The 22,403-nt window shown below is 37.3% G+C and carries 27 protein-coding genes; all 27 read left to right on the top strand.

Translation table 11 applies throughout. The features are described from left to right. The first annotated feature begins 239 nt into the window (after positions 1 to 239). The 27 genes from xerC (at position 240) to flhB (ending at position 22,387) form a co-directional block, all read left to right on the top strand. Entirely contained in the window at positions 240 to 1,139 is a 900-nt protein-coding gene (xerC, locus tag V1L66_RS17650) for a tyrosine recombinase XerC (protein ID WP_036080487.1), read from the top strand. 21 nt (positions 1,140 to 1,160) lie between these two features. After that, positions 1,161 to 1,706 carry an ATP-dependent protease subunit HslV gene (gene hslV, locus V1L66_RS17645; protein WP_004229270.1) on the top strand — a complete coding sequence of 182 codons (546 nt, stop codon included), beginning with the start codon at positions 1,161 to 1,163 and terminating at the stop codon, positions 1,704 to 1,706. Then, a complete protein-coding gene (hslU, locus tag V1L66_RS17640; protein WP_036080485.1) occupies positions 1,706 to 3,106 on the top strand; it encodes an ATP-dependent protease ATPase subunit HslU in 1,401 nt (466 codons plus the stop codon). The genes hslV and hslU overlap by 1 nt, the downstream gene beginning before the upstream one ends. 87 nt (positions 3,107 to 3,193) lie before the next feature. Beyond that, positions 3,194 to 3,973, top strand: a complete 780-nt coding sequence (gene codY / locus V1L66_RS17635; protein WP_004229266.1) for a GTP-sensing pleiotropic transcriptional regulator CodY — start codon at positions 3,194 to 3,196, stop codon at positions 3,971 to 3,973. Between the two features lie 1,037 nt (positions 3,974 to 5,010). Next, entirely contained in the window at positions 5,011 to 5,403 is a 393-nt protein-coding gene (flgB, locus tag V1L66_RS17630) for a flagellar basal body rod protein FlgB (RefSeq protein WP_333005789.1), read from the top strand. Between the two features lie 3 nt (positions 5,404 to 5,406). After that, entirely contained in the window at positions 5,407 to 5,868 is a 462-nt protein-coding gene (gene flgC / locus V1L66_RS17625) for a flagellar basal body rod protein FlgC (RefSeq protein WP_312123998.1), read from the top strand. 26 nt (positions 5,869 to 5,894) lie between these two features. Next, positions 5,895 to 6,200, top strand: a complete 306-nt coding sequence (fliE, locus tag V1L66_RS17620; protein WP_004269303.1) for a flagellar hook-basal body complex protein FliE — start codon at positions 5,895 to 5,897, stop codon at positions 6,198 to 6,200. 120 nt (positions 6,201 to 6,320) lie between these two features. Further along, positions 6,321 to 7,916, top strand: a complete 1,596-nt coding sequence (fliF, locus tag V1L66_RS17615; RefSeq protein ID WP_016994578.1) for a flagellar basal-body MS-ring/collar protein FliF — start codon at positions 6,321 to 6,323, stop codon at positions 7,914 to 7,916. A 15-nt stretch (positions 7,917 to 7,931) separates the two neighbouring features. Then, complete coding sequence (gene fliG / locus V1L66_RS17610) at positions 7,932 to 8,945, top strand: flagellar motor switch protein FliG (RefSeq protein WP_008180783.1); 1,014 nt, start codon at positions 7,932 to 7,934, stop codon at positions 8,943 to 8,945. Beyond that, a complete protein-coding gene (gene fliH, locus V1L66_RS17605; protein WP_036080480.1) occupies positions 8,938 to 9,726 on the top strand; it encodes a flagellar assembly protein FliH in 789 nt (262 codons plus the stop codon). The genes fliG and fliH overlap by 8 nt, the downstream gene beginning before the upstream one ends. A 5-nt stretch (positions 9,727 to 9,731) precedes the next feature. Further along, positions 9,732 to 11,057, top strand: a complete 1,326-nt coding sequence (gene fliI, locus V1L66_RS17600; protein WP_036080569.1) for a flagellar protein export ATPase FliI — start codon at positions 9,732 to 9,734, stop codon at positions 11,055 to 11,057. Next, entirely contained in the window at positions 11,058 to 11,507 is a 450-nt protein-coding gene (gene fliJ, locus V1L66_RS17595; protein WP_036080477.1) for a flagellar export protein FliJ, read from the top strand. It begins immediately after the preceding gene. Positions 11,508 to 11,511: 4 nt separating this feature from the next. Then, positions 11,512 to 12,120 (top strand): MotE family protein, encoded by a 609-nt coding sequence (locus V1L66_RS17590; RefSeq protein ID WP_016994575.1) that lies wholly within the window; start codon positions 11,512 to 11,514, stop codon positions 12,118 to 12,120. Positions 12,121 to 12,146: 26 nt separating this feature from the next. Then, positions 12,147 to 13,418 (top strand): flagellar hook-length control protein FliK, encoded by a 1,272-nt coding sequence (locus tag V1L66_RS17585; protein WP_333005788.1) that lies wholly within the window; start codon positions 12,147 to 12,149, stop codon positions 13,416 to 13,418. Between the two features lie 2 nt (positions 13,419 to 13,420). Beyond that, positions 13,421 to 14,113, top strand: a complete 693-nt coding sequence (flgD, locus tag V1L66_RS17580) for a flagellar hook assembly protein FlgD (protein WP_333005787.1) — start codon at positions 13,421 to 13,423, stop codon at positions 14,111 to 14,113. A gap of 15 nt (positions 14,114 to 14,128) precedes the next feature. Then, the gene (locus V1L66_RS17575) at positions 14,129 to 14,497 is read left to right on the top strand and encodes a TIGR02530 family flagellar biosynthesis protein (RefSeq protein ID WP_333005786.1); all 369 of its coding nucleotides are present in this window, start codon (positions 14,129 to 14,131) and stop codon (positions 14,495 to 14,497) included. A gap of 86 nt (positions 14,498 to 14,583) precedes the next feature. Continuing rightward, complete coding sequence (gene flgG / locus V1L66_RS17570; RefSeq protein ID WP_036080465.1) at positions 14,584 to 15,525, top strand: flagellar basal body rod protein FlgG; 942 nt, start codon at positions 14,584 to 14,586, stop codon at positions 15,523 to 15,525. A 94-nt stretch (positions 15,526 to 15,619) separates the two neighbouring features. Next, positions 15,620 to 15,841, top strand: coding sequence for a flagellar FlbD family protein (locus V1L66_RS17565; RefSeq protein WP_016994570.1), 222 nt, complete (start codon positions 15,620 to 15,622; stop codon positions 15,839 to 15,841). Then, positions 15,831 to 16,259: a flagellar basal body-associated protein FliL gene (gene fliL, locus V1L66_RS17560; protein ID WP_016994569.1), complete on the top strand. Its 429-nt coding sequence runs from the start codon at positions 15,831 to 15,833 to the stop codon at positions 16,257 to 16,259. The genes V1L66_RS17565 and fliL overlap by 11 nt, the downstream gene beginning before the upstream one ends. Before the next feature lie 31 nt (positions 16,260 to 16,290). Further along, positions 16,291 to 17,286, top strand: coding sequence for a flagellar motor switch protein FliM (fliM, locus tag V1L66_RS17555; protein WP_004269290.1), 996 nt, complete (start codon positions 16,291 to 16,293; stop codon positions 17,284 to 17,286). Further along, entirely contained in the window at positions 17,279 to 18,502 is a 1,224-nt protein-coding gene (fliY, locus tag V1L66_RS17550; protein ID WP_016994568.1) for a flagellar motor switch phosphatase FliY, read from the top strand. Before fliM ends, fliY begins: the two co-directional genes overlap by 8 nt. Positions 18,503 to 18,523: 21 nt before the next feature. Next, positions 18,524 to 18,886, top strand: coding sequence for a response regulator (locus V1L66_RS17545; protein WP_004269288.1), 363 nt, complete (start codon positions 18,524 to 18,526; stop codon positions 18,884 to 18,886). Between the two features lie 4 nt (positions 18,887 to 18,890). After that, positions 18,891 to 19,574 (top strand): flagellar biosynthetic protein FliO, encoded by a 684-nt coding sequence (locus V1L66_RS17540; protein ID WP_036080460.1) that lies wholly within the window; start codon positions 18,891 to 18,893, stop codon positions 19,572 to 19,574. Continuing rightward, a complete protein-coding gene (gene fliP, locus V1L66_RS17535; protein ID WP_016994566.1) occupies positions 19,571 to 20,236 on the top strand; it encodes a flagellar type III secretion system pore protein FliP in 666 nt (221 codons plus the stop codon). Before V1L66_RS17540 ends, fliP begins: the two co-directional genes overlap by 4 nt. A gap of 13 nt (positions 20,237 to 20,249) precedes the next feature. Then, positions 20,250 to 20,519: a flagellar biosynthesis protein FliQ gene (gene fliQ / locus V1L66_RS17530; protein ID WP_004269285.1), complete on the top strand. Its 270-nt coding sequence runs from the start codon at positions 20,250 to 20,252 to the stop codon at positions 20,517 to 20,519. A gap of 4 nt (positions 20,520 to 20,523) precedes the next feature. After that, positions 20,524 to 21,297, top strand: coding sequence for a flagellar biosynthetic protein FliR (fliR, locus tag V1L66_RS17525; protein ID WP_016994565.1), 774 nt, complete (start codon positions 20,524 to 20,526; stop codon positions 21,295 to 21,297). Position 21,298: 1 nt separating this feature from the next. Further along, a complete protein-coding gene (gene flhB, locus V1L66_RS17520) occupies positions 21,299 to 22,387 on the top strand; it encodes a flagellar biosynthesis protein FlhB (protein WP_036080455.1) in 1,089 nt (362 codons plus the stop codon). Positions 22,388 to 22,403 lie beyond the last annotated feature (16 nt).

Here is a 22,403-nt window from a genome sequence, read left to right as displayed (position 1 = left end):
TTTGTAGACAAAATGCTTAATTAGACGTATTTTATTATTTTGTATGGAGTTTTTCTCATAATATAACTATTTACACTTGCTATATTATGAAGATAGGTTTAGTGTCAATATGTATGTTTATTAATGATAAGAAAAACGATACAAACTTGTAAGAGATGACAAAGAATTGTATATCCGTTATATTACAAGTGTCAGTCATTTGAGAAAATTATTAATAAATTATTGGTGGTGAATCTTCCGTGTTAGTTTCGTCCCAAGATGCACTCGAACAGTTCATGCTTTACATCCAAGTTGAAAAGAACTTCTCTGTTCATACAGTGCGAGAATATGAATCAGACCTGCTAGATTTTTTAACCTTTTTACAAACGGAGGGAATCCATGATTTAGCAAGTGTTGAATATATACATGCACGTCTTTATGTAACAAAGTTGTACGATGAGAAAAGGGCGAGGGCTTCTATTTCTAGGAAAATTTCCTCGATCCGCTCCTTTTTTCGCTTTCTAAATAGACAGTACGGATTAGATGACGGAGCATTTCGTTCGCTCTATCATCCGAAAAAAGAATCACGCTTACCCAATTTTTTCTACGAAGAAGAATTAAAACAGTTATTTGATGCGAATACTGGTGATGATTTGAAATCATTAAGAAATATAGCTATATTAGAGCTGTTATATGCAACAGGTATTCGTGTGAGTGAACTGACTTCAATTCATGTAGAGGATGTGGATTTTCATTATTCGATCATTCGAGTAATGGGCAAAGGTCGAAAAGAACGAATCATTCCATTTGGTCAATTTGCGAGTTTAGCAATGCAGGACTACATAGAGCAAGCTCGTCCACGATTGATGAAAAAAACGAATCATCAGCAGTTGTTTGTCAATATGCGTGGTGGGGAACTTACTCCTAGAGGGGTACGTCATATTTTAAACGAAATGATTGACAAGGCCTCACTCCATACGAAAATTTACCCACACATGCTTCGCCATACTTTTGCCACCCATTTATTGAATAATGGCGCAGATTTGCGGACTGTGCAGGAGTTATTAGGTCACTCACATTTATCTTCTACACAAGTTTACACACATGTAACAAAAGAGCATCTTCGTCAAACATATATGAATGCTCATCCAAGGGCATAATAGAGCTAAGGAGGAAGGCAGATGGGACAAATTCATGCAACAACGATATTTGCGGTTCATCATAACGGAGGCTGTGCCATGGCTGGTGATGGTCAAGTAACATTGGGAAATGCAGTTGTGATGAAGGGTACAGCAAGGAAGGTCAGACGTCTGTTTAATGGGCAGGTCCTCGCTGGTTTTGCAGGTTCAGTTGCTGATGCCTTTACACTTTTTGAAATGTTTGAAGGCAAATTAAATGAGTATAACGGTAATTTGCAGCGTGCAGCCGTTGAGGTCGCAAAGCAATGGCGTGGTGATAAAATGCTGCGCCAGCTAGAAGCAATGCTACTAGTAATGGATAAAACGACTTTATTACTCGTTTCAGGTACAGGAGAAGTGATTGAACCTGATGATGGCATTTTGGCCATTGGTTCTGGTGGCAATTATGCATTGTCTGCAGGTAGAGCATTAAAAAAATATGCAGGTGAAACAATGACTGCTCGTGAAATTGCTGAAGCGGCATTAGAAACAGCTGCTGAAATCTGTGTATTTACGAATCATAATATTATCGTGGAGGCGCTGAACTAATGACACAAAAAAATTTAACGCCAAGACAAATTACTGAGCATTTAGATCGTTACATTGTTGGGCAGAATGAAGCTAAGCGAGCTGTAGCTATTGCGTTACGAAACCGCTATCGTCGTTCGTTGTTAAATGAAGATATGAAGGCTGAAGTTATTCCGAAAAATATTTTGATGATTGGGCCAACTGGTGTCGGTAAAACAGAAATAGCCAGACGGATTGCAAAGCTTACTAATGCTCCTTTTGTAAAAGTTGAAGCGACAAAGTTTACCGAAGTAGGTTATGTGGGTAGAGATGTTGAATCAATGGTACGTGACTTGGTAGAAGCTTCTCATCGTCTTGTTAAAGAAGAAATGATGGAGTCTGTCAAAGAACAAGCAGAAGAATTAGCAAATGAAGCAATCGTGAAACTTTTGGTGCCTTCTTTACGTAAAAAACAGGCGATGCAAAATCCGTTTGAAATGCTATTCGGTGGGAAAGAACAACCAACAAATGATGATTCATCAGCAGATGATGGAGAAGTTCGCTCGAAGCGTGCTCAAATTGCGATTGATTTACGCAATGGTAAGTTAGAAAATGAGTGGGTTACTGTAGAGGTAACAGAACAAAATCCATCCATTTTTGATGCGTTACAAGGAACTGGGATGGATATGTCTGCGAATAGTGGTATGCAGGATATGCTATCTAGTTTAATGCCTAAAAAACAGAAAAAGCGCCGTGTGCAAGTAAAAGACGCACGTCGTATTTTAACAATAGAAGAAGCAAATAAGCTGATAGATGCAGATGAAGTAGCACAGGAAGCCATTAATAGGGCTGAGCAATCGGGTATCATTTTTATTGACGAAATCGATAAAATTGCTAGTAAAGAAGGAAATACTTCGGCGAATGTCTCCCGTGAAGGGGTTCAACGTGACATTTTACCAATTGTAGAAGGTTCTACTGTTACTACCAAGTATGGTGCAGTGAAAACGGATTATATGTTGTTTGTTGCTGCTGGGGCATTTCATATGTCAAAACCATCAGATCTAATTCCCGAGTTGCAAGGCCGTTTCCCAATTCGGGTAGAGCTAGAAAAATTAACAAAACAGGATTTTGTGCGTATTTTACAAGAACCAGATCAATCATTAATTTTGCAATATAAAGCACTTTTAGAGACAGAAGGCGTAGAAATTCATTTCACGACAGATGCTATTGAACGAATAGCTGAGATAGCAACCGAAGTGAATCAGGAAACAGATAATATCGGAGCCCGTCGTTTACACACGATATTAGAACGTTTACTGGAAGAACTATCGTTTGAGGCATCTGAAATTGCACCAGCAAGTATCCCGATCAATGCGGCGTATGTGGATCAAAAACTTGCGGGTATAGTAAAAAACAAAGATTTGTCACAGTTTATACTGTAAGATAAAGCTGATTAGTATCATTCAATAATAAAAACCTTTAGAATATTTAGTAAATACTCTTCGGATTATTTATAGGAGGAACATATAATGAATTTATTAGAAAAAACACGTAAAATTAACTCGATGCTTCAAGCTTCTGCTGGTAAGCCGGTAAACTTTAAGGAAATGGCCGATACATTAGGCGATATTATCGATAGTAATGTCTATATTTTAAGTCGTAAAGGTAAATTATTGGGTATTTCAATTCACCAACAAATTGAAAATGAGCGTATGAAAAAAATGTTCGAAGAGAGACAATTCCCAGAAGAATACACACATAGCTTATTTACGATCTCTGAAACATCCTCAAATTTAGACATTAATAATGAACATACTGCTTTCCCAGTAGAAAATAAAGATTTATTCCAAAACGCTTTAACAACAATTGTACCAATCGTTGGTGGTGGTGAACGTTTAGGCACATTAATCCTTGCTCGTTTATCTTCACAATTTGAAGATGATGATCTAATTTTAGCTGAATATGGTGCAACAGTAGTTGGTATGGAAATTTTACGTGAAAAGTCTGAAGAAATTGAAGAAGAAGCTCGTAGCAAAGCTGTCGTGCAAATGGCTATTAATTCACTTTCATACAGTGAGTTAGAAGCAATTGAACACATTTTCGAAGAACTTGATGGTAATGAAGGTTTACTAGTTGCTTCTAAGATTGCTGACCGAGTGGGTATTACACGTTCAGTGATCGTAAACGCATTACGTAAACTTGAATCAGCAGGTGTCATTGAATCTCGCTCTTTAGGTATGAAAGGTACTTATATTAAAGTACTAAACGATAAATTCTTAAATGCTTTAGCAGAAATTAAAATGAAATAAATGCTTCTTATAAGAAGCTAACGAAAGCGTCTATGGCAAACATAGACGCTTTTATTGTTGTTGAAAAAGAGAATGATGTACATGACCTTTTGGAAAGGAGAAGGGCTGATTTTCGTTCTGCCAGCATACAGGGGAGTGATTAATTCACTAGGAATGCAGCTAGCTATCAGGATACAAAAATGCCTTTTCATAATAGCAGTAGAAAATATAAAACGTATTATGTCTATTTTCAATGTGAAAAGGTGAATAGTCACAACAAAGCGTGATAAAGCAACCTTCGCTAAAAAGAGAGTACACCTTTAAGGATTAGAGTGGAAAGCCTATAGATTTCTGCGTGAGATAGTGAGAAAGATGAGACCTTAAACAGAGTGGTAGTTTTATAAGATGAAAGGTTAGCAACACGAGTATAAGAAGTTTAGAACAGAGTGAGAGAAGCAAACGCTAACGCGTTTCACCTTTCTTAAAAAGTTTATTAATTGTATTGTTTTTCAAAATTATGAAAGTGTCTATGGTAAATATAGACGCTTTTTTGCGTATTTTCGAAATTTTATAGCTCTTCTTTTTTAGAGATTTAATACAAAAACATGGATTTCGTTGCTTTTAGCCTAAGAATGTTCGATAATTTGTCACTACCATTAGCATATAAAAATTCCATATATGTTACTTTGGAAGAATGGTGAATAAACGTATAGTATCTCTATATAAAATACTCTACTATTGATCGAACTAGTAAAAAGGGACCTTTCTTAATTAAGATTAAAAAAGGCGATTAACCTCATAAAAAGGCATATTTCACAATAAAATCGTAAACACTGTCGAAATGGTGTAAAATAACTAGATGATTAATAATCTTTACTGAAGCTTAGAGGCACAAAGGATGGGGAAGTTTTGTCATGGTTGAGAGGGAGAAAAAATAGGGCGTATAGACTATTAAAAAGTGACAAAAGACAATAGACACTAGGTATCATCTTAATTACAATTGTATTATTGGATAAATTAACAAGTACATAGATTGAAATAAAATGAGGTGAACAGTTTTGAATATATTTGGAGGAACTATTAGTAGCCTGGAAAAAGGACTTTCCTATGCCACTTTAAATCATAAAACAATCGCAAATAATATCGCCAATGTCGATACACCTAATTATAAGGCGAAAAATGTTAGTTTTAAGGATATGCTGAAAGAGCAGAAGAGCATAGCTATTTCTGCATATCGTACTGATAATAGACATTATGATTTCACGTTTCGACAATCTACACCAGGTGTCAATATTGTGGAGAACTTGCGATATAGAAACAATGGGAATGCTGTAGATATGGATGCCGAGCAAGCAAAATTAGCAGAGAATCAAATTTATTATAATGCGCTAATCGATCGTGTTAATGGGAAATTAAACACATTGAATACCGTTATTAAAGGAGGTAAGTAATAGATGTCTATATTTCATGGGATGAATACCACTGCCTCCGCTTTAACAGCGCAACGTTTACGTATGGATGTTATTTCTTCTAATATGGCTAACATGGATACAACTCGCGCTCGTCAAGTGAATGGGGAATGGGAACCATATCGACGTAAGTCAGTGACGCTAGCAGCACAAGAAGGACAATTCTCAAATTTTTTGAATATAGCACTAGGTAAAAATGCAAAAAGTGGTGTTGGTAATGGTGTAAAAGTTACTCGAATTTCAGAAGATCAAGAAACACCTTTCAAACTTGTATATGACCCAACTCATCCAGATGCAAATGCAGATGGTTATGTAAATATGCCCAATGTCGATCCGTTGAAAGAAATGGTTGATTTAATGTCGGCTACTCGTTCTTATGAGGCTAATATAACTGTATTTAATGCAAATAAATCCATGCTTACGAAGGCTCTAGAGATTGGTAAATAAATTTAAGTAGAAAGGAAGATACATACATGGCCATTTCGTCCATTTCGCTAATGACACCCACTCAGGTTGTAAATAACACGAATAAACTTAATGCAACACCTTATGAAGCGCAACAAAGCTTCGCGAACTCGCTAAAAGAAGCAATTGCAAAAGTAAATGATCAACAAATAACTTCTGATAAGTTTACTCAGAAGCTAATTAAAGGTGAAGATGTGGAGTTGCATGAAGTGATGATTGCTTCGCAAAAGGCAAGCATTACCCTAAACGCAACAATTGAAGTTCGCAATAAGGTGATTGAAGCTTACCAAGAAATAATGCGCATGAGTGTTTAATTTTATTGTAAAGATAAGAAACCTCTTTTCAATATAGATTAACAACCACAATTTAAAGTGGCTCATTATGTTCGCAAATTATTGATGGCTAGGTTATTCACTATAACCGGAGGATTCATAATGAATGAACGATTGACAAAAATAAAAAACGACACCAGTCAATTTTGGACAAGTCGAAGTAAAAAGCAAAAAATAGTTATGATTGGCTCCGTGGTAGTTGTAATCGCACTAGCAGCAATTGTGACATTTTTTGCTTCCAAAACTACATATGTTCCACTTTATAAAGATTTATCAACACGGGAAATTGGACAAGTAAAGGAAGCGCTAGATTCCCAAGGTGTGACCTATCAAATTGCTCCAGGTGGAACATCTATTTTAGTGCCAGAAGAGCAAGTAGACTCCTTATTAGTGCAGTTAGCTTCAGAGGGATATCCACAAACAGGATCAATTGATTACTCATTTGCTAATAGTTCAGGATTTGGTATGACTGATAATGAATTTAACCTATTAAAAAAAGCAGCAACTGAAACTGAAATTGCTAAACTTTTCAAAAACTTGGAAGGTGTAAAAGATGCAAAAGTGATGATTACTGTTCCTGAGGAAGGGGTATTCGTCACAGATGTTCAAGGAGAGGCAACAGCATCTATCGTTTTAAATACAGACCCTGGCTATAAATTTACGGAACAGCAAATTACTACTATGTACAATTTAGTGTCAAAAAGTATTCCAAATTTAAAGACTGAAAATATCGTGATCTCTAACCAATTCTCAGAGTACTTTGATCTGAATGCAGCAACAGCTGATGGTACTTCCACAACAACAGCTGAAGGCCAATTGCAAATGAAGAAATTGGTAGAAAGAGATTTACAACGCCAAGTGCAAAATATGCTTGGAACGTTGATGGGACAAGATAAAGTAATGGTTTCTGTCACAACGGATATTGATTTCAAGAAAGAAAACCGTGAAGAAAATCTTGTGACACCTGTTGATGAAGAAAATATGGAAGGTATTGCTATTAGTGCTCAGCGTATTACAGAGCAATATTCTGGTACAGGAGCTGCAGCAGCAGCAGGAACACCTGAGGCTGAAACAACTACCGATAACTTCACAACATATAATGAAGGTACAGCAGGAAATGGTGATTATGAGCGTACGGAAGAGACGATTAATAATGATGTGAACCGTATACGTAAGGATATTCAAGAAGCTCCTTATAAAATTCAGGATATTGGGATTCAAGTAATTGTTGAACCACCGACAGCAACTGACGCAGCGTCATTACCAGACGGTGTTCGTGAAGATATTGAGAAAATTTTAAGTACAATTGTACGTACAACAATTTCCAAAGACGTAGCAGCAGAACTTACTCAAGAGCAAATCGATGAAAAAGTGGCGGTATCTGTACAACCATTATACGGTAAAGCAACAGAGGTAGCTGATGAAAAACCAATCATTCCATGGTGGGTTTGGGTTATCGGGGGTATCTTGTTAGCTGTTATCTTATTACTAGCATTCTTCATTATCCGTTCACGTAAGCGTGCGAAAGAAGAAGAAGAACTAAGTATCCTAGAGGAACAAGAAGAATTAATGGTTGATGATATTAATGAAGAAATTGAAACGGAAGCTACAATGCGTCGTAAGCAGCTAGAAAAAATGGCCAAAGAAAAGCCAGACGATTTTGCAAAGTTACTGCGTAGTTGGATTGCTGAAGACTAACTAGGAGGTTCGGCTGTGTCCAAGAAAGATAAAGAATTAACCGGAAAACAAAAGGCCGCTCTCTTGTTAATTTCATTAGGGCCTGAGGTTTCAGCTTCTGTCTATAAACACTTAACAGAGGAAGAAATTGAACGTTTAACATTAGAAATTTCAAGTGTTAAAAAAGTAGAATCAAATGTAAAAGAAGAGATCATTGAAGAATTTCACAATATTGCACTCGCGCAGGACTATATCACACAAGGTGGTATTGGCTATGCAAAAACAGTATTAGAAAAAGCACTTGGTGTAGAACAAGCACAAACGATCATTAATAGACTAACATCTTCTTTACAAGTGCGTCCGTTTGATTTTGCTAGAAGAGCTGATCCAGCGCAAATATTTAACTTTATCCAAAATGAGCATCCTCAAACAATTGCCCTGATACTCTCTTATTTAGAGGCAGGGCAAGCAGGGGTTATTTTATCTTCTTTACCACAGGAAGTACAAGCTGACATTGCTAAACGTATAGCGGTCATGGAATCGACTTCTCCAGAAGTGATCAGCGAAATTGAATCTGTGTTAGAGCGTAAATTATCATCAACTGTTACGCAGGATTATACAGAAACGGGCGGTATTGATGCAGTCGTTGAAGTTTTAAATGGAGTAGATCGACAAACAGAAAAAACAATACTCGATGCACTGGAAATACAAGACCCAGAACTTGCAGAGGAAATCAAAAAACGTATGTTTGTGTTCGAGGATATTGTTACACTCGACAATCGTTCCATTCAGCGTGTTATTCGTGATTGTGAAAACGAAGACTTACTGCTTTCAATGAAGGTATCAAGTGAAGAGGTAAAAGATATTATATTCCGCAACATGTCACAACGTATGGCTGAAACATTTAAAGAAGAAATGGAAATCATGGGACCTGTACGCTTACGTGACGTAGAGGAGGCACAATCTCGAATTGTTGCTGTTATTCGTCGTCTAGAGGATGCTGGAGAGATTATTATAGCTCGTGGTGGAGGAGATGACGTCATTGTCTAGAATCATCCGTTCTATTTACACACAGTCTGATAGCGATAATGTAAAAGAAATACAGATCCGTGATATGTTTGAACCGATGGAAGAATACCAAGACGAAGCCCTTCCTCAGCATCAATTAACGTTAGATGAAATCATGGCAGAGCGAGATCGTTTACTTGCTGAAGCAAGAACTGCTTTGCAAGCGGAACGAGAGATGTTTGAACAGGAAAAACATCTGCACTTTCAAGAGATTGAACATTTAAAGCTAAGTTGGGAGGAAGAGAGGCCCAATCGTGTTCAAGAAGCTTATGATGAGGGATTTGGACAAGGCTATGAAGATGGATTAAATAAAGCCACTGAAGCAATGGCTCAGTCACTTCAAACAGCGAATGAAACAATGATGCTAGCGAAAGAAAATGCTCAAAAATATATTGAGGATCAAGAAGCGGTAATTTTAGAGCTAGGTTTAACGGCTGCAGAACGAATTATTGGCACTTCTTTAGAACAGGATAACGAATTATTTGTATCGATTGTGCGCAGAGGGCTGAAAGAAGCGAGAGAAATGAAAGAAATTAAAATTTATGTTTCGCCAGCTTATTATGCTTTAATTACGGCAAATCGAGATGAATTAGCAGAAATGTTCCCAATAGACGTACCATTTATGATTTTTGTTAATGAAGATTTGGACAATGAGACAGATTGCTATATTGAAACAAATCATGGGCGAATTATGGTTAGCATCGATGAGCAATTAAATGCACTCAGATTAAAGTTACATGAAATATTAGAGAGTAAGGAATGATCTTGATGAAAGCGGCTCAATTAATTGAACAAATTCCGCATATCCCAACTTTTAAAAAGTTCGGTAGGGTTACTAGAGTTGTTGGCTTAATGATTGAGTCGCAAGGTCCAGATAGTTCTATAGGTGATGTCTGTAAAATTCATGTGGAAACTGTAAATCATGGTCACCAAATTATTTTAGCAGAGGTCGTTGGTTTTAAAGATGAAATAGTCGTCTTGATGCCTTTTACCTCCTTACGTGAAATATCTATTGGCTGCCTTGTCGAAGGGACGGGTGCTCCACTGGAAGTAAAAGTGGGTCCTGAGTTGATCGGCAAAGTATTGGATTCTATGGGGAATCCAATTGATGGCACACTATTACCTAAAGGTCTCATGACAGTCCCTACAGAGCAAGATCCACCAAACCCACTAACTCGTCCACCGATTAATGAAAGGCTTGAAGTGGGAGTCAAGGCTATTGACGGTATGCTAACGGTTGGAAATGGACAACGTGTTGGTATTTTCGCCGGTTCAGGTGTAGGTAAAAGTACATTACTTGGTATGATCGCAAGAAATACACAAGCTGATTTGAATGTCATTGCGCTAATAGGAGAGCGTGGTCGTGAGGTTCGAGAATTCATCGAACGTGATTTAGGTGCTGAAGGCTTAAGTCGGTCTATTGTTGTTGCAGCCACTTCCGATCAACCAGCATTAATGCGGATTAAAGGGGCATTTACAGCTACAGCAATCGCTGAATATTTTAGAAATCGAGGCTTAAATGTCATGTTGATGATGGACTCCGTTACACGTGTGGCTATGGCACAACGTGAAATTGGACTTGCCACAGGAGAACCACCAGCACAAAAAGGCTATACACCTTCTGTTTTTGCGATTTTACCTAAATTACTAGAACGTACAGGCACTAATGAAAAGGGCTCTATAACAGCATTCTATACGGTTTTAGTAGATGGGGACGATATGAATGAACCGATTGCGGATACTGTCCGTGGGATATTAGATGGTCATATTGTATTGGATCGAAATCTTGCCAACAAAGGGCAATATCCAGCAATAAACGTCTTGAAAAGTGTGAGTCGTCTGATGAATCACGTTGCAGAGCCAACTCATAAAAAAGCTGCTGAACGATTAAGAGAGCTCTATTATACATATGACAAATCAGAGGATTTGATTAATATTGGTGCTTATAAAAGAGGAACCTCTAAAGAAATTGATGAAGCAATTTATTATGAACCGCTCATTACTGCTTATCTTAAACAGGGTTACTTAGATAAAGTGACCCTAGAAGAAAGTGTCAATGAGTTAATAACATTATCGAACGGTGGTGCGAAATAGATGGTCAGTTATGTGTATCGTTTTGAAAAAGTGTTAACTATTCGCGAACAGGAAAAAAACGAAACCGAAATGGCTTATAAGGAATCTGTCCGTTCTTTTGAAGAAATAGCAACGAAATTATATGATTTGCTAAAAAAGAAAGAAGATTTAATTGCATTTCAGCAGGATCGTTTAATGGTCGGCTCATCCATAGATGAAATTCATCATTATAGTCGTTTTATTGATAGTCTCGAGAAGACAATTGCAGATGTGCAACAAAAAGTGATACAAGCCCGTGCAAAGATGAATTGGCATGAGGAAAAACTATTAGAAAAAAATTTGGAAGTACGTAAATTTGAAAAAATGAGAGAAAAGGATTTTAAGCATTTCCAACAAGAGCAAGATCGTATAGAAAGCCTTTTTTTAGATGAAATTTCATTACAAACGTATAACAAGAAAGAAATCAGGTGATTTCATGGCAAAGAAAGACAATCGAATAGCAACAGAATTAGCAGAAGAGCAACCGAAGAAAAAATCTGGGGGCTTTCTAAGGTTTTTTACTTGGATTGTACTGCCGATTATGTTTGTAGTAGCGGTTTTGCTTGTTGTGGCAACCTTAATGAATACAAATGTCTTTGATTTAGGAAAAAAGGCAATTGGTAGTTTACCTTTTATCCCGTCAGAGGAACAACAAGCAAAGGATGCTGTCGTTAATAATGACTCTAAAATAGTAGGTTTACAGGCAGAGATACAAGAAAAAGAAGCAGAAATTACACAGCTTCAGAAAAAACTAGATACAACTATAACTGAAAAAGAGAAGCTGCTGACTGAAAAGGAACAACTTCAATTTGAAATTGAAAAATTAAATCGTGAACAAGATGATGTAAAGCGTGATTTTAACGATATTTTATCAACATTTGATAAGATGTCACCAAAAGCCGCAGCACCTGTGTTAATCAATATGAGTGATACAGAAGCACTGCGAATTTTAACGAATTTAAAGCCTGATAAATTAGCAGCCATCTTAGAGAAAATGGATGCAAAAGATGCAGCAAAATATACGGAACTTATGGCTAAACAATAGGATAATTGAAAGGAGGTGAAAAAATAGTGGATGTAGCGATGATGCAAATGATTAATAAAACAGTACCTACAAAAACTGCAGCAACAAAGTCAACAACAGTTGGAAACGCTGATGGAAAAATAGACAGCACACCGAAGAAAGATAATTTATCAAATTTTGGTTCTGTTTTTGGGCAAGTATTAACTTCTTCAACTCAAACAACCCAGTCATCACAAACGACTTCAACAAATGAACTCGAGGATTTACAAGCGGTATTAAATGCTGACTCAATGGAGGAAGTACTAGATTTACTGGGGATTTCTCACGATGATGGCTTATTAATGCTTCAACTTGGAGAAGACGGTAAGGCAGTGGCAATGGATGAAATGCTTCATTTAGAAAATATTTTAAATGCTTTAGGGATTGATGAAGAGCAGCTTCAAAAAATCGTCCAACAGTTACTAGGAGAAGAAAAGGAAGCAAGTGATGTTTGGGAGCTCTTAACATTAGTAGATGCCCAAGCACCAGTACTACAGGCGAATATAAGCACTGCGTTACAAGGTGAAGGTCAAGTGACACCAAAAGAGGCATCACAACTTCTTCAAGTGTTGAAATTAGCGCAATTAGTAGGGCAGAAGACCGACTTAACAGCACCTCAAGAAGACCTGTTAACGACGGTGAAAAGCCTATTAACGACTTTACAAACGCAAGTAGGAACGTTGCAGGTAACAACAACTAAAACAACTGTTACATTGCCATTACAAGGCTTCCAGCAAGTTGTTCAGCAAGTCCAAGTGACGAAACAAAGTGAAACAAATACAAATGACATGGTGACGCCACAAACTGTACAAACGAAACCAGACACATTCCATGTAACGTTACCGACGGCTAAGCCTGCTCAATCCGAAGCTTTACTAAAAGAAATGCAAGCCATTATCAATCGAGCACAGATTTCGAATGCTCAAGGTATTACACGTTTAACCATAAAATTGTATCCAGAAAATCTAGGGACGGTTCGTATTGAACTTGTACAAAATGATGGAGTTCTTACAGCCCGTATACTTGCTTCTACAGCCCATGGACGTGAATTGCTTGATAACCAAGCACATCAGCTAAAACAGGCTTTTGCTCAGCAAAATATACAAGTAGATCGCCTTGATATTGCACAATCATTACAAGATGCTGATCGTCAACAACGTGATCAAAGCTTCTTCAATAATTTCTTTAAACAACAGCAGGACGAAGAACAGGATCAAAAAAGTGATGATGAAGGTGAAGGAATGTCCTTTAGTGACTATTTAATAAGTGAGGAGGTGTAACAATGGCAGATACAACTACGAAAGTGACAAATCCGGCTATAACTGATGATCTGTATTACTCTAATTATCAAAAGCCAGTGAAGCAAACAGGCAATAGTGAGCTTGGCAAAGATGCCTTTCTGCAATTGTTAATTACACAATTACAGCATCAGGACCCAACGAATCCAATGGATGATCGAGAATTTATTTCTCAAATGGCGCAGTTCTCTTCTTTAGAGCAAATGCAAAATATGACAAAGGCAATGGAATCTTTACTAGCATCTCAGCAACAAACACAGATGATGAGTTATACAACCTTTATTGGCAAAGAAGTCAAATGGCATGAAATAACGGAAGAAAAAGATGCAAAAGGAAACCCAGTGATAAATGAAGGAACAGGCGTCATAGAATCCCTTAAATTTGTAGATGGAAATGTTGTGTTCAAATTAGCTGATGGGAAAGAGATTGCTCCTGGTAATATATCTGGTATTTTAGGTGGAGCTAGCGACTCTAGCTCAAATGGCAATAATAGTGTACCTGAATCTCCATTAGTGAAAGCTAGCCAATTGATTGGTAAAAATGTAACGTATAAAGACGGTGACCAAGAACTTAAAGGGCGAATCGTCTCTGTTTCCAATAAAGATGGGGTCATTAATTATGTGCTAGATAATGATAAAAGACTAACAGATAAAGATTTTACAGTGATTAGCGAATAAAGGTGGAGAATAGTGATGGATAAGTTTTCAATTCATCGTGTACCCATGCATCCATCTATTCGTACAGTACAACCTAAGCCAATCAATACACAACAATCGTTTAAAGCGCATTTACAGGAAGCTTCTAAACATGAGCTAAAGGTGAGCAAGCATGCGAATGAACGTATTATTGAGCGTAAAATTAATATCTCTGAACAAGAATGGCAGGTTGTATCGGATAAGGTATTTGAAGCACACTCAAAAGGTGTCAAACAACCATTAGTCTTGATGGATCAAGCAGCTTTAATTGTCAGTGCTAAAAACGCTACTGTCATTACAGCAATGGATCGCACGGAAGCAAAACAACAATTATTTACAAATATTGACGGTACGATTGTACTTTAAAGGCTGGACCTTCTTACGTAAGGAAGCCTTGGTGAGCTGACTGATAGAGGCTCACCCTATATAAAACGAAGGGAGAACGAAAACTTATGTTACGTTCTATGTATTCAGGTATTTCAGGTCTTAAAAACTTCCAAACAAAGCTAGATGTGATTGGTAATAATATCGCCAACGTGAACACTTATGGCTTTAAAAAAGGGCGAGTAATTTTCAAAGATTTAATGTCGCAAACACAGGCAGGTGCCTCTGGTCCGAGTTTGACAGCAGGTGGTACGAATCCTCAACAGGTAGGATTAGGTTCAAGCTTAGCAACAATTGATACTATTCATGGATCTGGATCACGCCAAACTACTGGTCGTGTTTTGGATATTGCTGTTGAGGGTGAAGGATTCTTTATGGTTGCGAAGTACAATCCAGATGGAGACGGGGAATCAGTTGCGGGAGAAAACTTTGACAGTGTCGCTTACACACGCGCTGGAAACTTCTATATGGATGAGCAAGGTTTCTTAGTAGATGCATCGGGGAACTATGTAGTTGGTATCCAAGGTTGGGAAGGAACAGCTGAAGACGATGTGGATTTACCCCTTGTTGAAGATGCTGGCACGGCATTAGAATACGATTCGGAAGATTGGGACGAATTGCAAACTGAAGTAACTGGGACCCGAATCCGAATCCCGACAGATGCACAATCAATGTCTATAAGTTCTGATGGTAAAGTTACATTCGTAGATAGTGAAGGGCTTAAATTTGCAGGTCAAATTGTAATGGCTAAATTCCCTAATGCAGAAGGTTTAACAAAAGAAGGGAATAACTACTTCCAAGAAAGTGCAAACTCTGGAGCAGTTCAAATAGGTGTAGGTAATACATTTGGTATCGGTAAAGCTGTTTCAGGTGCTCTTGAAATGTCCAACGTAGACCTGTCTGAAGAGTTTACTGAGATGATTGTAGCGCAACGTGGTTTCCAAGCAAATACGCGTATCATCACAACATCTGATGAAATATTACAGGAACTAGTAAACTTAAAACGATAATAATATAGTCCTTTCATAACGGACATTTTTACAAACATATTTTTCATATGAGGGAGGGTCGGGCCGGCTCTCATGCTAGACCCGGCCCTAATTCATGATTGAACTAACACGTCTAAATGGCAAAGCATTTACCTTAAATGCTTTATACATAGAAACAGTCGAATCATTTCCAGATACGACTATTACATTAACAACTGGAACAAAATTAATTGTTTTAGAGAGTGAAGAAGAGGTGCGACAAAAGGTAACTGCCTTTTATAACAATATACAAATACTATCCAACCCGCATCTACGAGGTGAAGAAGATGAAGAATAATAAAATGCTAACAATGATTATTATTTTACTAGTAGCAGTCATTCTGATTGGGGTTATTTTGTTTGTATTGCTCACGCAATTTAATAAACCAACAGGTGCTGTTGAGCCGTCCATTGATGAGATTGTAGAGGCTACAGTGGAGGTACCAGAGATCACGACAAATCTAGCAGATAATAGAGTTGTACGCCTGTCATTAAAAATCCAAACGACAAGCAAGGAAGCTGGTGCAGAGTTAACAAAGCGCGTTTTCCAAGTGCAAAACATTGCCATTCAAGAGCTTTCTGAAATGGAGAAAAAGGACTTAGAAGGTAAGCAAGGGAAACAAATTTTCCAAAAATCATTAAAAACACGATTAAATGAGTTAATGCAAGAAGGAGAAGTCCAGGAAGTATATTTTACCTCCTTCATTACTCAATAAAACAGAAACTGCTTGAATTGGAGGTGGGCAAATGGCAGGAGATGTGTTATCTCAATCCGAGATAGATGCGCTGCTTTCCGCTATATCGACAGGGGAAATGTCAGCGGATGACATAAAAAAAGAGGACGAGGGACGAAAGGTTAAAGTCTATGATTTTAAACGAGCACTTCGCTTCTCAAAAGATCAAATCCGAAGTTTGACCCGAATACATGAAAATTTCGCACGACTATTGACAACCTTTTTCTCAGCACAGCTTAGAAGCTATGTACAAATTACAGTTGCATCAGTAGACCAAATACCATTTGAAGAGTTTGTCCGTTCCATTCCAAATATGACACTCATTAATGTATTTGAAGTGCCACCATTAGATGGTAATATATTGATGGAAATCAATCCGAATATTGCCTATTCAATGTTAGATCGCCTAATGGGCGGTAGTGGGGCGAGTCATAGTAATGTAGATAACCTAACGGAAATTGAAACAAAAATTATGACAAACCTTTTTGAACGCTCATTCGACAATTTACGCGAAGCATGGGAAAATGTTGCGGAAATTGATCCAATATTAGTGGAACTTGAAGTAAATCCACAATTTTTACAAATGATTTCACCTAATGAAACGGTTGTTGTAATTTCGTTAAATACGATTATTGGTGAGACAAGCGGTATGATTAATATTTGTATTCCACATGTTGTGTTGGAGCCAATTGTTCCAAATCTTTCAGTTCGTTATTGGATGCAAACCAATACGAAGGAGATGTCACCAGAGCAAACAAAAATGCTTGAAACACGTGTGAAACAAGCCCAATTGCCACTCTCAGTTGAATTAGGTTTGACAGACATCACCATTGAAGATTTCCTAACAATGCAAGTTGGAGATGTTATACAGTTAGATCAAAAAATCGAAGCACCATTACTATTAAAAGTAGGAACATTGCCGAAATTTACAGTTCAACCAGGTAAAAAAGGTAAAAAATTAGCAATCCAGATTATCGACCCTTTGAAAGGAGGAGACGAAGATGAGTGATGAAATGCTCTCCCAAGAAGAAATTGAAGCGCTATTAAGGGGCGAGACGTTGGGAGATAAAAACAACGACACTGATGCTTCAACAAATGAAGAAATAAATGAGATACGAGTGGAGGATTACCTTGATTCGTTTGCACAAGATGCATTAGGAGAGGTAGGCAATATATCCTTTGGTAGCTCTGCCACTGCTCTTTCAGCGTTATTGGGTCAAAAAGTAGATATTACTACACCAAGTATTTCGATGATTAATCGCAATAAATTAGAAGAGGAATTTCCTCATCCATATGTAGCTGTACAAGTTGAATATACAATTGGTTTGACAGGTATGAATTTACTTGTTATTAAACAATCCGATGCAGCAATTATCGCAGATTTAATGTTAGGTGGCGATGGGTTAAATCCGAAGCCAGACTTAGGTGAAATTCAGCTAAGTGCTGTTCAAGAAGCTATGAATCAAATGATGGGCTCAGCTGCTACATCGATGTCGACGGTCTTCAACAAAAAAGTAGATATTTCTCCACCGACAATTGATTTAATGAACATCTCGCAAGATGAAGGTCGAGAAAATATTCCAGAAGACGATTTGCTGGTGAAAGTTTCATTTAGATTAAGAATTGGTAATTTAATTGATTCAAATTTAATGCAATTATTACCGCTTAAATTTAGTCAAAATATTGTAAAATCATTATTAGGTGAAACAGGAGTATTTGAGGAACCTGTGGCAGCAACGATTGCACCTGAAGCACCACCAGTTGCACCACCACCTGTACAACAGCATGTGCCTGTAGCCCCACCATCTGAACAACCAGTTTATCAGCAGCAATCAGCACCGATGCAGCAACCGATTTATCAGGAGCAACAACAATTTGCACAACCAGCAAGACCGGCACAGCCTGTCAATGTGCAACAAGCGCAGTTTGCTAGCTTCGATACAAATGTAATCTCTCAATCTGAAGCTAGAAATTTAAATATGCTACTTGATATTCCATTGCAAGTTACTGTAGAGTTAGGACGTACGAAACGTTCTGTTAAAGAGATTTTAGAACTCTCAAGTGGTTCAATTATTGAACTGGATAAATTAGCGGGGGAACCGGTTGATATTTTAGTCAATAGTCGTTTAATTGCTAAAGGGGAAGTCGTTGTTATTGACGAAAACTTTGGTGTCCGTATTACAGATGTTTTAAGTCAAGCAGAGCGTTTAAATAATTTAAGATAGTTTCAATTGGAGGAGTTAACCATGTCTAAAAGAATTTTGATTGTAGACGACGCTGCATTTATGCGCATGATGATCAAGGATATTTTATCAAAAAATGGATTTGAAGTTGTTGGAGAGGCAGCAGATGGTTTACAAGCTGTCGAAAAGTACAATGAACTAAAACCAGATTTAGTAACAATGGATATCACAATGCCAGAGATGGACGGTATTGCAGCTCTTAAAGCAATTAAGGGAACAGATCCAAGTGCAACTGTAATCATGTGTTCAGCAATGGGGCAACAAGCAATGGTAATCGATGCGATTCAAGCTGGTGCGAAAGACTTTATCGTAAAACCTTTCCAAGCAGATCGTGTAATTGAAGCGATTCAAAAAGCGCTAGGATGATTGCATGAAAATGTTAAAATCATTTCGTTTCACGATGATTTTCGCATTTCTTGTATCCTTCCTGTTTTTGTACCCGACACCAACTTCTGTCTATGCAGATGCTGACACAAATAGTGTCACGGATTGCATTAAAGACCCAGAAGCTTGTAATGGAGATACGACTGATCCAGCTGCTAAGCAAGAACCAACTGTAACAGCAGCTGGAGATATATCTGCATGGGAATACATAAAAATGGTTTTGGCGCTTATTTTTGTTGTAGCTTTATTTTATGGATTGATGAAGTTTTTAAATAAACGAAATTTAAACTTCCAACGTAATCAAATGGTACAAAATTTAGGCGGTTTATCGTTAGGTGCGCAAAAGTCAGTTCAGCTTTTACAGGTAGGTAAAACATTGTATTTAGTTGGGGTCGGAGAAGATGTTCAGCTTTTACGAGAAATTACAGATCCTGAAGAAGTTGAAGCTCTTTTAGCACTTTATAACGAAAGGCAAGAATTTGCAGCAACATCACCGTATATTGCAGAAGTACTTTCTAAGTTTAAGAGAAAAGATAGCATAAATATGCAAAATGAGCAGCAAAAGCAAGATTCATTTGGCAATCTATTTGAAAAAAAGCTATCCGAAATAAAACAGGAGCGTAGTGATGAGATAGAGAGATGGAAGCAGAAGGAGAAGGATGGTAAATGAATGATTTAATCAATATTTTTTCCAACAGCGATCCAACGAACGTCTCGACATCTGTAAAGCTCTTACTTTTACTAACAGTTTTATCACTTGCACCAAGTATTTTAATTTTAATGACATCCTTTGCTCGTATAGTCATTGTCTTATCCTTTGTGCGTACAGCATTGGCAACACAGCAAATGCCACCAAATCAAGTAATCGTTGGGCTGGCACTATTTTTAACGTTTTTTATCATGGCACCAACCTTTCAAGAGGTTAATAAAGAGGCATTACAGCCATTGTTTGCTGAAGAAATTGGTATAGAAGAAGCCTATGATCGTGCTAGTGTGCCATTTAAAGAGTTTATGAGTAAGCATACTAGGCAAAAAGATCTAGATTTATTTTTAACATATAATCAAGCAGAAAAACCAGCATCAGTGGAGGAAATCCCACTGACTATGCTTGTACCTGCCTTTGCTTTAAGTGAAATTAAAACTGCATTTCAAATTGGATTTATGATTTTTATTCCATTCCTAGTGATCGATATGATTGTCGCAAGTACATTAATGTCGATGGGGATGATGATGTTACCGCCAGTAATGATTTCATTGCCATTTAAAATATTATTATTTGTACTGGTTGATGGCTGGTATCTCGTTATGAAATCGTTACTACAAAGTTTTTAGGGGATGATACATTATGACAGGTGAGTTGGTTATTTCCATTGCAGAGCGTGCTATTATGATTATCCTTCTAACAAGCGGTCCGCTACTATTAGTTGCTTTAATCTCTGGTTTAGCGGTAAGTATCTTTCAAGCCACAACTTCGATACAAGAGCAAACGTTAGCATTTGTACCAAAAATTATTGCTGTCTTAGTGGCCATCGTATTCTTCGGTCCTTGGATGCTATCTCAAGTTACAAGCTATGCGAGAGACATATTCGAGAATTTAACGCGTTATATAGGGTGAGTACATGAATGAATTAATTCCGCATTTAACGGTTTTCTTATTAGTACTTGTGCGCATCTCAGCCTTTTTTGTTACTGTTCCTTTTTTTTCATATAGAACCATTCCACCGCAAGTCAAAATTACTCTCGCACTGGTTTTAGCTTGGATGATGTACTATACAATTGATGTTGAGCCATTTGCATTCAATGATGATTACATATTATTAGTGATGAAAGAAGCACTAGTTGGACTATTACTCGGTCTAATGGGCTATATCATCATGTCCGCAATTCAAATTGCAGGAAGCTTTATCGATTTTCAAATGGGTTTTGCTATTGCCAATATAATTGACCCGCAAACAGGTGCTCAAAGTCCATTAATTGGTCAGTTTTTTAATATGCTAGCACTGCTTTTATTGTTAGCGATTGATGGCCATCATATGATTCTTAATGGAATCTACTACAGCTATCAATTTTTCCCGATGGATCAATTTCCAAATTTTATGAGCGAAAACTTTCCTCAAGTTGTTATCAAAACTTTCACAGCAGTTTTTGCCATAGCATTCCAGATGGCTGCTCCTGTTGTAGCGACCTTATTTTTGGTCGATTTAGCTTTAGGGATCACTGCAAAAACAGTACCACAATTAAATATATTTGTTGTCGGTTTTCCTATTAAAATTGGTGTTAGTTTTTTAGTGTTATTTACAATGATGGCCGTTATGATTCAAGTTATTCAAAAGCTTATTACGATAATGATTTATGGGATGCGTGATTTAATGGCCATTTTAGGTGGTGGATAATATGAGACTACTACTGAATTTAGAGCTACAATTTTTTGCGGGTGAAAAAACAGAAAAGGCAACACCGAAAAAACGACAGGATGCTCGAAAAAAGGGGCAAGTTGTCAAGAGTCAAGATATTTCTAGTGCCATTGTAATGTTAATGGTATTTATCTTTTTGTTTTTCTTTGCAGGCTCTTTGCGTGATGAGCTATTAGCCTTTTTCAGGCAAACCTTTATTCATAACATACGCATTGAATCACTAACGATTGATAGTGTGATGCGCTTATTTACAGAAACTTTGATTCAAATGGCTTTTATCATTGTGCCAATTATGGCGATTGCATTTGTCGGAGCACTTGCAGGTAACTTTTTGCAATTTGGCTTTCTCTTTACGTTAGAGCCAATGAAGTTTGATTTAAAAAAGATGGACCCTATTAAAGGGTTAAAAAAGATATTTTCCGTGAAAGCCATTGTGGAGTTAATAAAGTCTGTTTTAAAGATTGGTTTTATCGGAAGTGTCACAACAATTATTATTTGGTCCAACTTACCGGAAGTTTTGGCATTATCATTTAAAAGTCCATGGATGACACTCATTACGGTAGGGAAGCTTGTTGGTATTATGGGTATAGCGGCTTCTTTAGTATTACTTTGTGTATCCGTTTTAGACTGGATGTATCAAAAACATGAGTATGAAAAAAATCTTAAAATGTCTAAGCAAGATATTAAAGATGAATATAAAAATAGTGAAGGTGACCCTCTAATCAAATCAAAAATCAAACAACGCCAACGTGAGATGGCGATGAGACGTATGATGTCAGAGGTTCCTAGTGCGGATGTAGTTATTACCAACCCTACTCACTATGCAATTGCCCTCAAATATAATGAGGACAGTATGGATGCCCCTCGTGTTATTGCGAAGGGGACAGACTTTATTGCTCAAAAAATCAAATTGATTGCCAAAGAACATGATGTAATAATGGTTGAAAATCGACCTTTAGCACGTGCTATGTATGATCAAGTAGAAATAGGCGATCAGGTACCAGAGGAATTTTTCAAAGCAGTAGCAGAAATACTCGCTTATGTTTACCGTATTAAGCGAAAAATTTAAGGCTTTTTGTAGGAGG

The sequence above is a fragment of the Lysinibacillus sp. IITD104 genome (genome assembly GCF_036698265.2).
In the GTDB taxonomy this organism is placed as follows: domain Bacteria; phylum Bacillota; class Bacilli; order Bacillales_A; family Planococcaceae; genus Lysinibacillus; species Lysinibacillus boronitolerans.
Note: the sequence above shows the minus strand (reverse complement) of the source record. Positions and strands in the feature narration are given on the sequence as shown.

Excerpts from the sequence above, each read along its gene's own strand:
- fliR (WP_016994565.1), top strand. The coding sequence starts at position 20,524 with ATGAATGAATTAATTCCGCATTTAACGGTTTTCTTATTAGTACTTGTG.
- hslU (WP_036080485.1), top strand. The coding sequence starts at position 1,706 with ATGACACAAAAAAATTTAACGCCAAGACAAATTACTGAGCATTTAGAT.
- codY (WP_004229266.1), top strand. The coding sequence starts at position 3,194 with ATGAATTTATTAGAAAAAACACGTAAAATTAACTCGATGCTTCAAGCT.
- V1L66_RS17565 (WP_016994570.1), top strand. The coding sequence starts at position 15,620 with ATGATTGAACTAACACGTCTAAATGGCAAAGCATTTACCTTAAATGCT.
- V1L66_RS17575 (WP_333005786.1), top strand. The coding sequence starts at position 14,129 with ATGGATAAGTTTTCAATTCATCGTGTACCCATGCATCCATCTATTCGT.
- flgG (WP_036080465.1), top strand. The coding sequence starts at position 14,584 with ATGTTACGTTCTATGTATTCAGGTATTTCAGGTCTTAAAAACTTCCAA.
- flgC (WP_312123998.1), top strand. The coding sequence starts at position 5,407 with ATGTCTATATTTCATGGGATGAATACCACTGCCTCCGCTTTAACAGCG.
- flhB (WP_036080455.1), top strand. The coding sequence starts at position 21,299 with ATGAGACTACTACTGAATTTAGAGCTACAATTTTTTGCGGGTGAAAAA.
- fliY (WP_016994568.1), top strand. The coding sequence starts at position 17,279 with ATGAGTGATGAAATGCTCTCCCAAGAAGAAATTGAAGCGCTATTAAGG.
- fliE (WP_004269303.1), top strand. The coding sequence starts at position 5,895 with ATGGCCATTTCGTCCATTTCGCTAATGACACCCACTCAGGTTGTAAAT.
- fliL (WP_016994569.1), top strand. The coding sequence starts at position 15,831 with ATGAAGAATAATAAAATGCTAACAATGATTATTATTTTACTAGTAGCA.
- fliP (WP_016994566.1), top strand. The coding sequence starts at position 19,571 with ATGAATGATTTAATCAATATTTTTTCCAACAGCGATCCAACGAACGTC.
- fliQ (WP_004269285.1), top strand. The coding sequence starts at position 20,250 with ATGACAGGTGAGTTGGTTATTTCCATTGCAGAGCGTGCTATTATGATT.
- hslV (WP_004229270.1), top strand. The coding sequence starts at position 1,161 with ATGGGACAAATTCATGCAACAACGATATTTGCGGTTCATCATAACGGA.
- V1L66_RS17545 (WP_004269288.1), top strand. The coding sequence starts at position 18,524 with ATGTCTAAAAGAATTTTGATTGTAGACGACGCTGCATTTATGCGCATG.
- fliM (WP_004269290.1), top strand. The coding sequence starts at position 16,291 with ATGGCAGGAGATGTGTTATCTCAATCCGAGATAGATGCGCTGCTTTCC.
- V1L66_RS17540 (WP_036080460.1), top strand. The coding sequence starts at position 18,891 with ATGAAAATGTTAAAATCATTTCGTTTCACGATGATTTTCGCATTTCTT.
- fliF (WP_016994578.1), top strand. The coding sequence starts at position 6,321 with ATGAATGAACGATTGACAAAAATAAAAAACGACACCAGTCAATTTTGG.
- fliJ (WP_036080477.1), top strand. The coding sequence starts at position 11,058 with ATGGTCAGTTATGTGTATCGTTTTGAAAAAGTGTTAACTATTCGCGAA.
- fliI (WP_036080569.1), top strand. The coding sequence starts at position 9,732 with ATGAAAGCGGCTCAATTAATTGAACAAATTCCGCATATCCCAACTTTT.
- flgD (WP_333005787.1), top strand. The coding sequence starts at position 13,421 with ATGGCAGATACAACTACGAAAGTGACAAATCCGGCTATAACTGATGAT.
- V1L66_RS17590 (WP_016994575.1), top strand. The coding sequence starts at position 11,512 with ATGGCAAAGAAAGACAATCGAATAGCAACAGAATTAGCAGAAGAGCAA.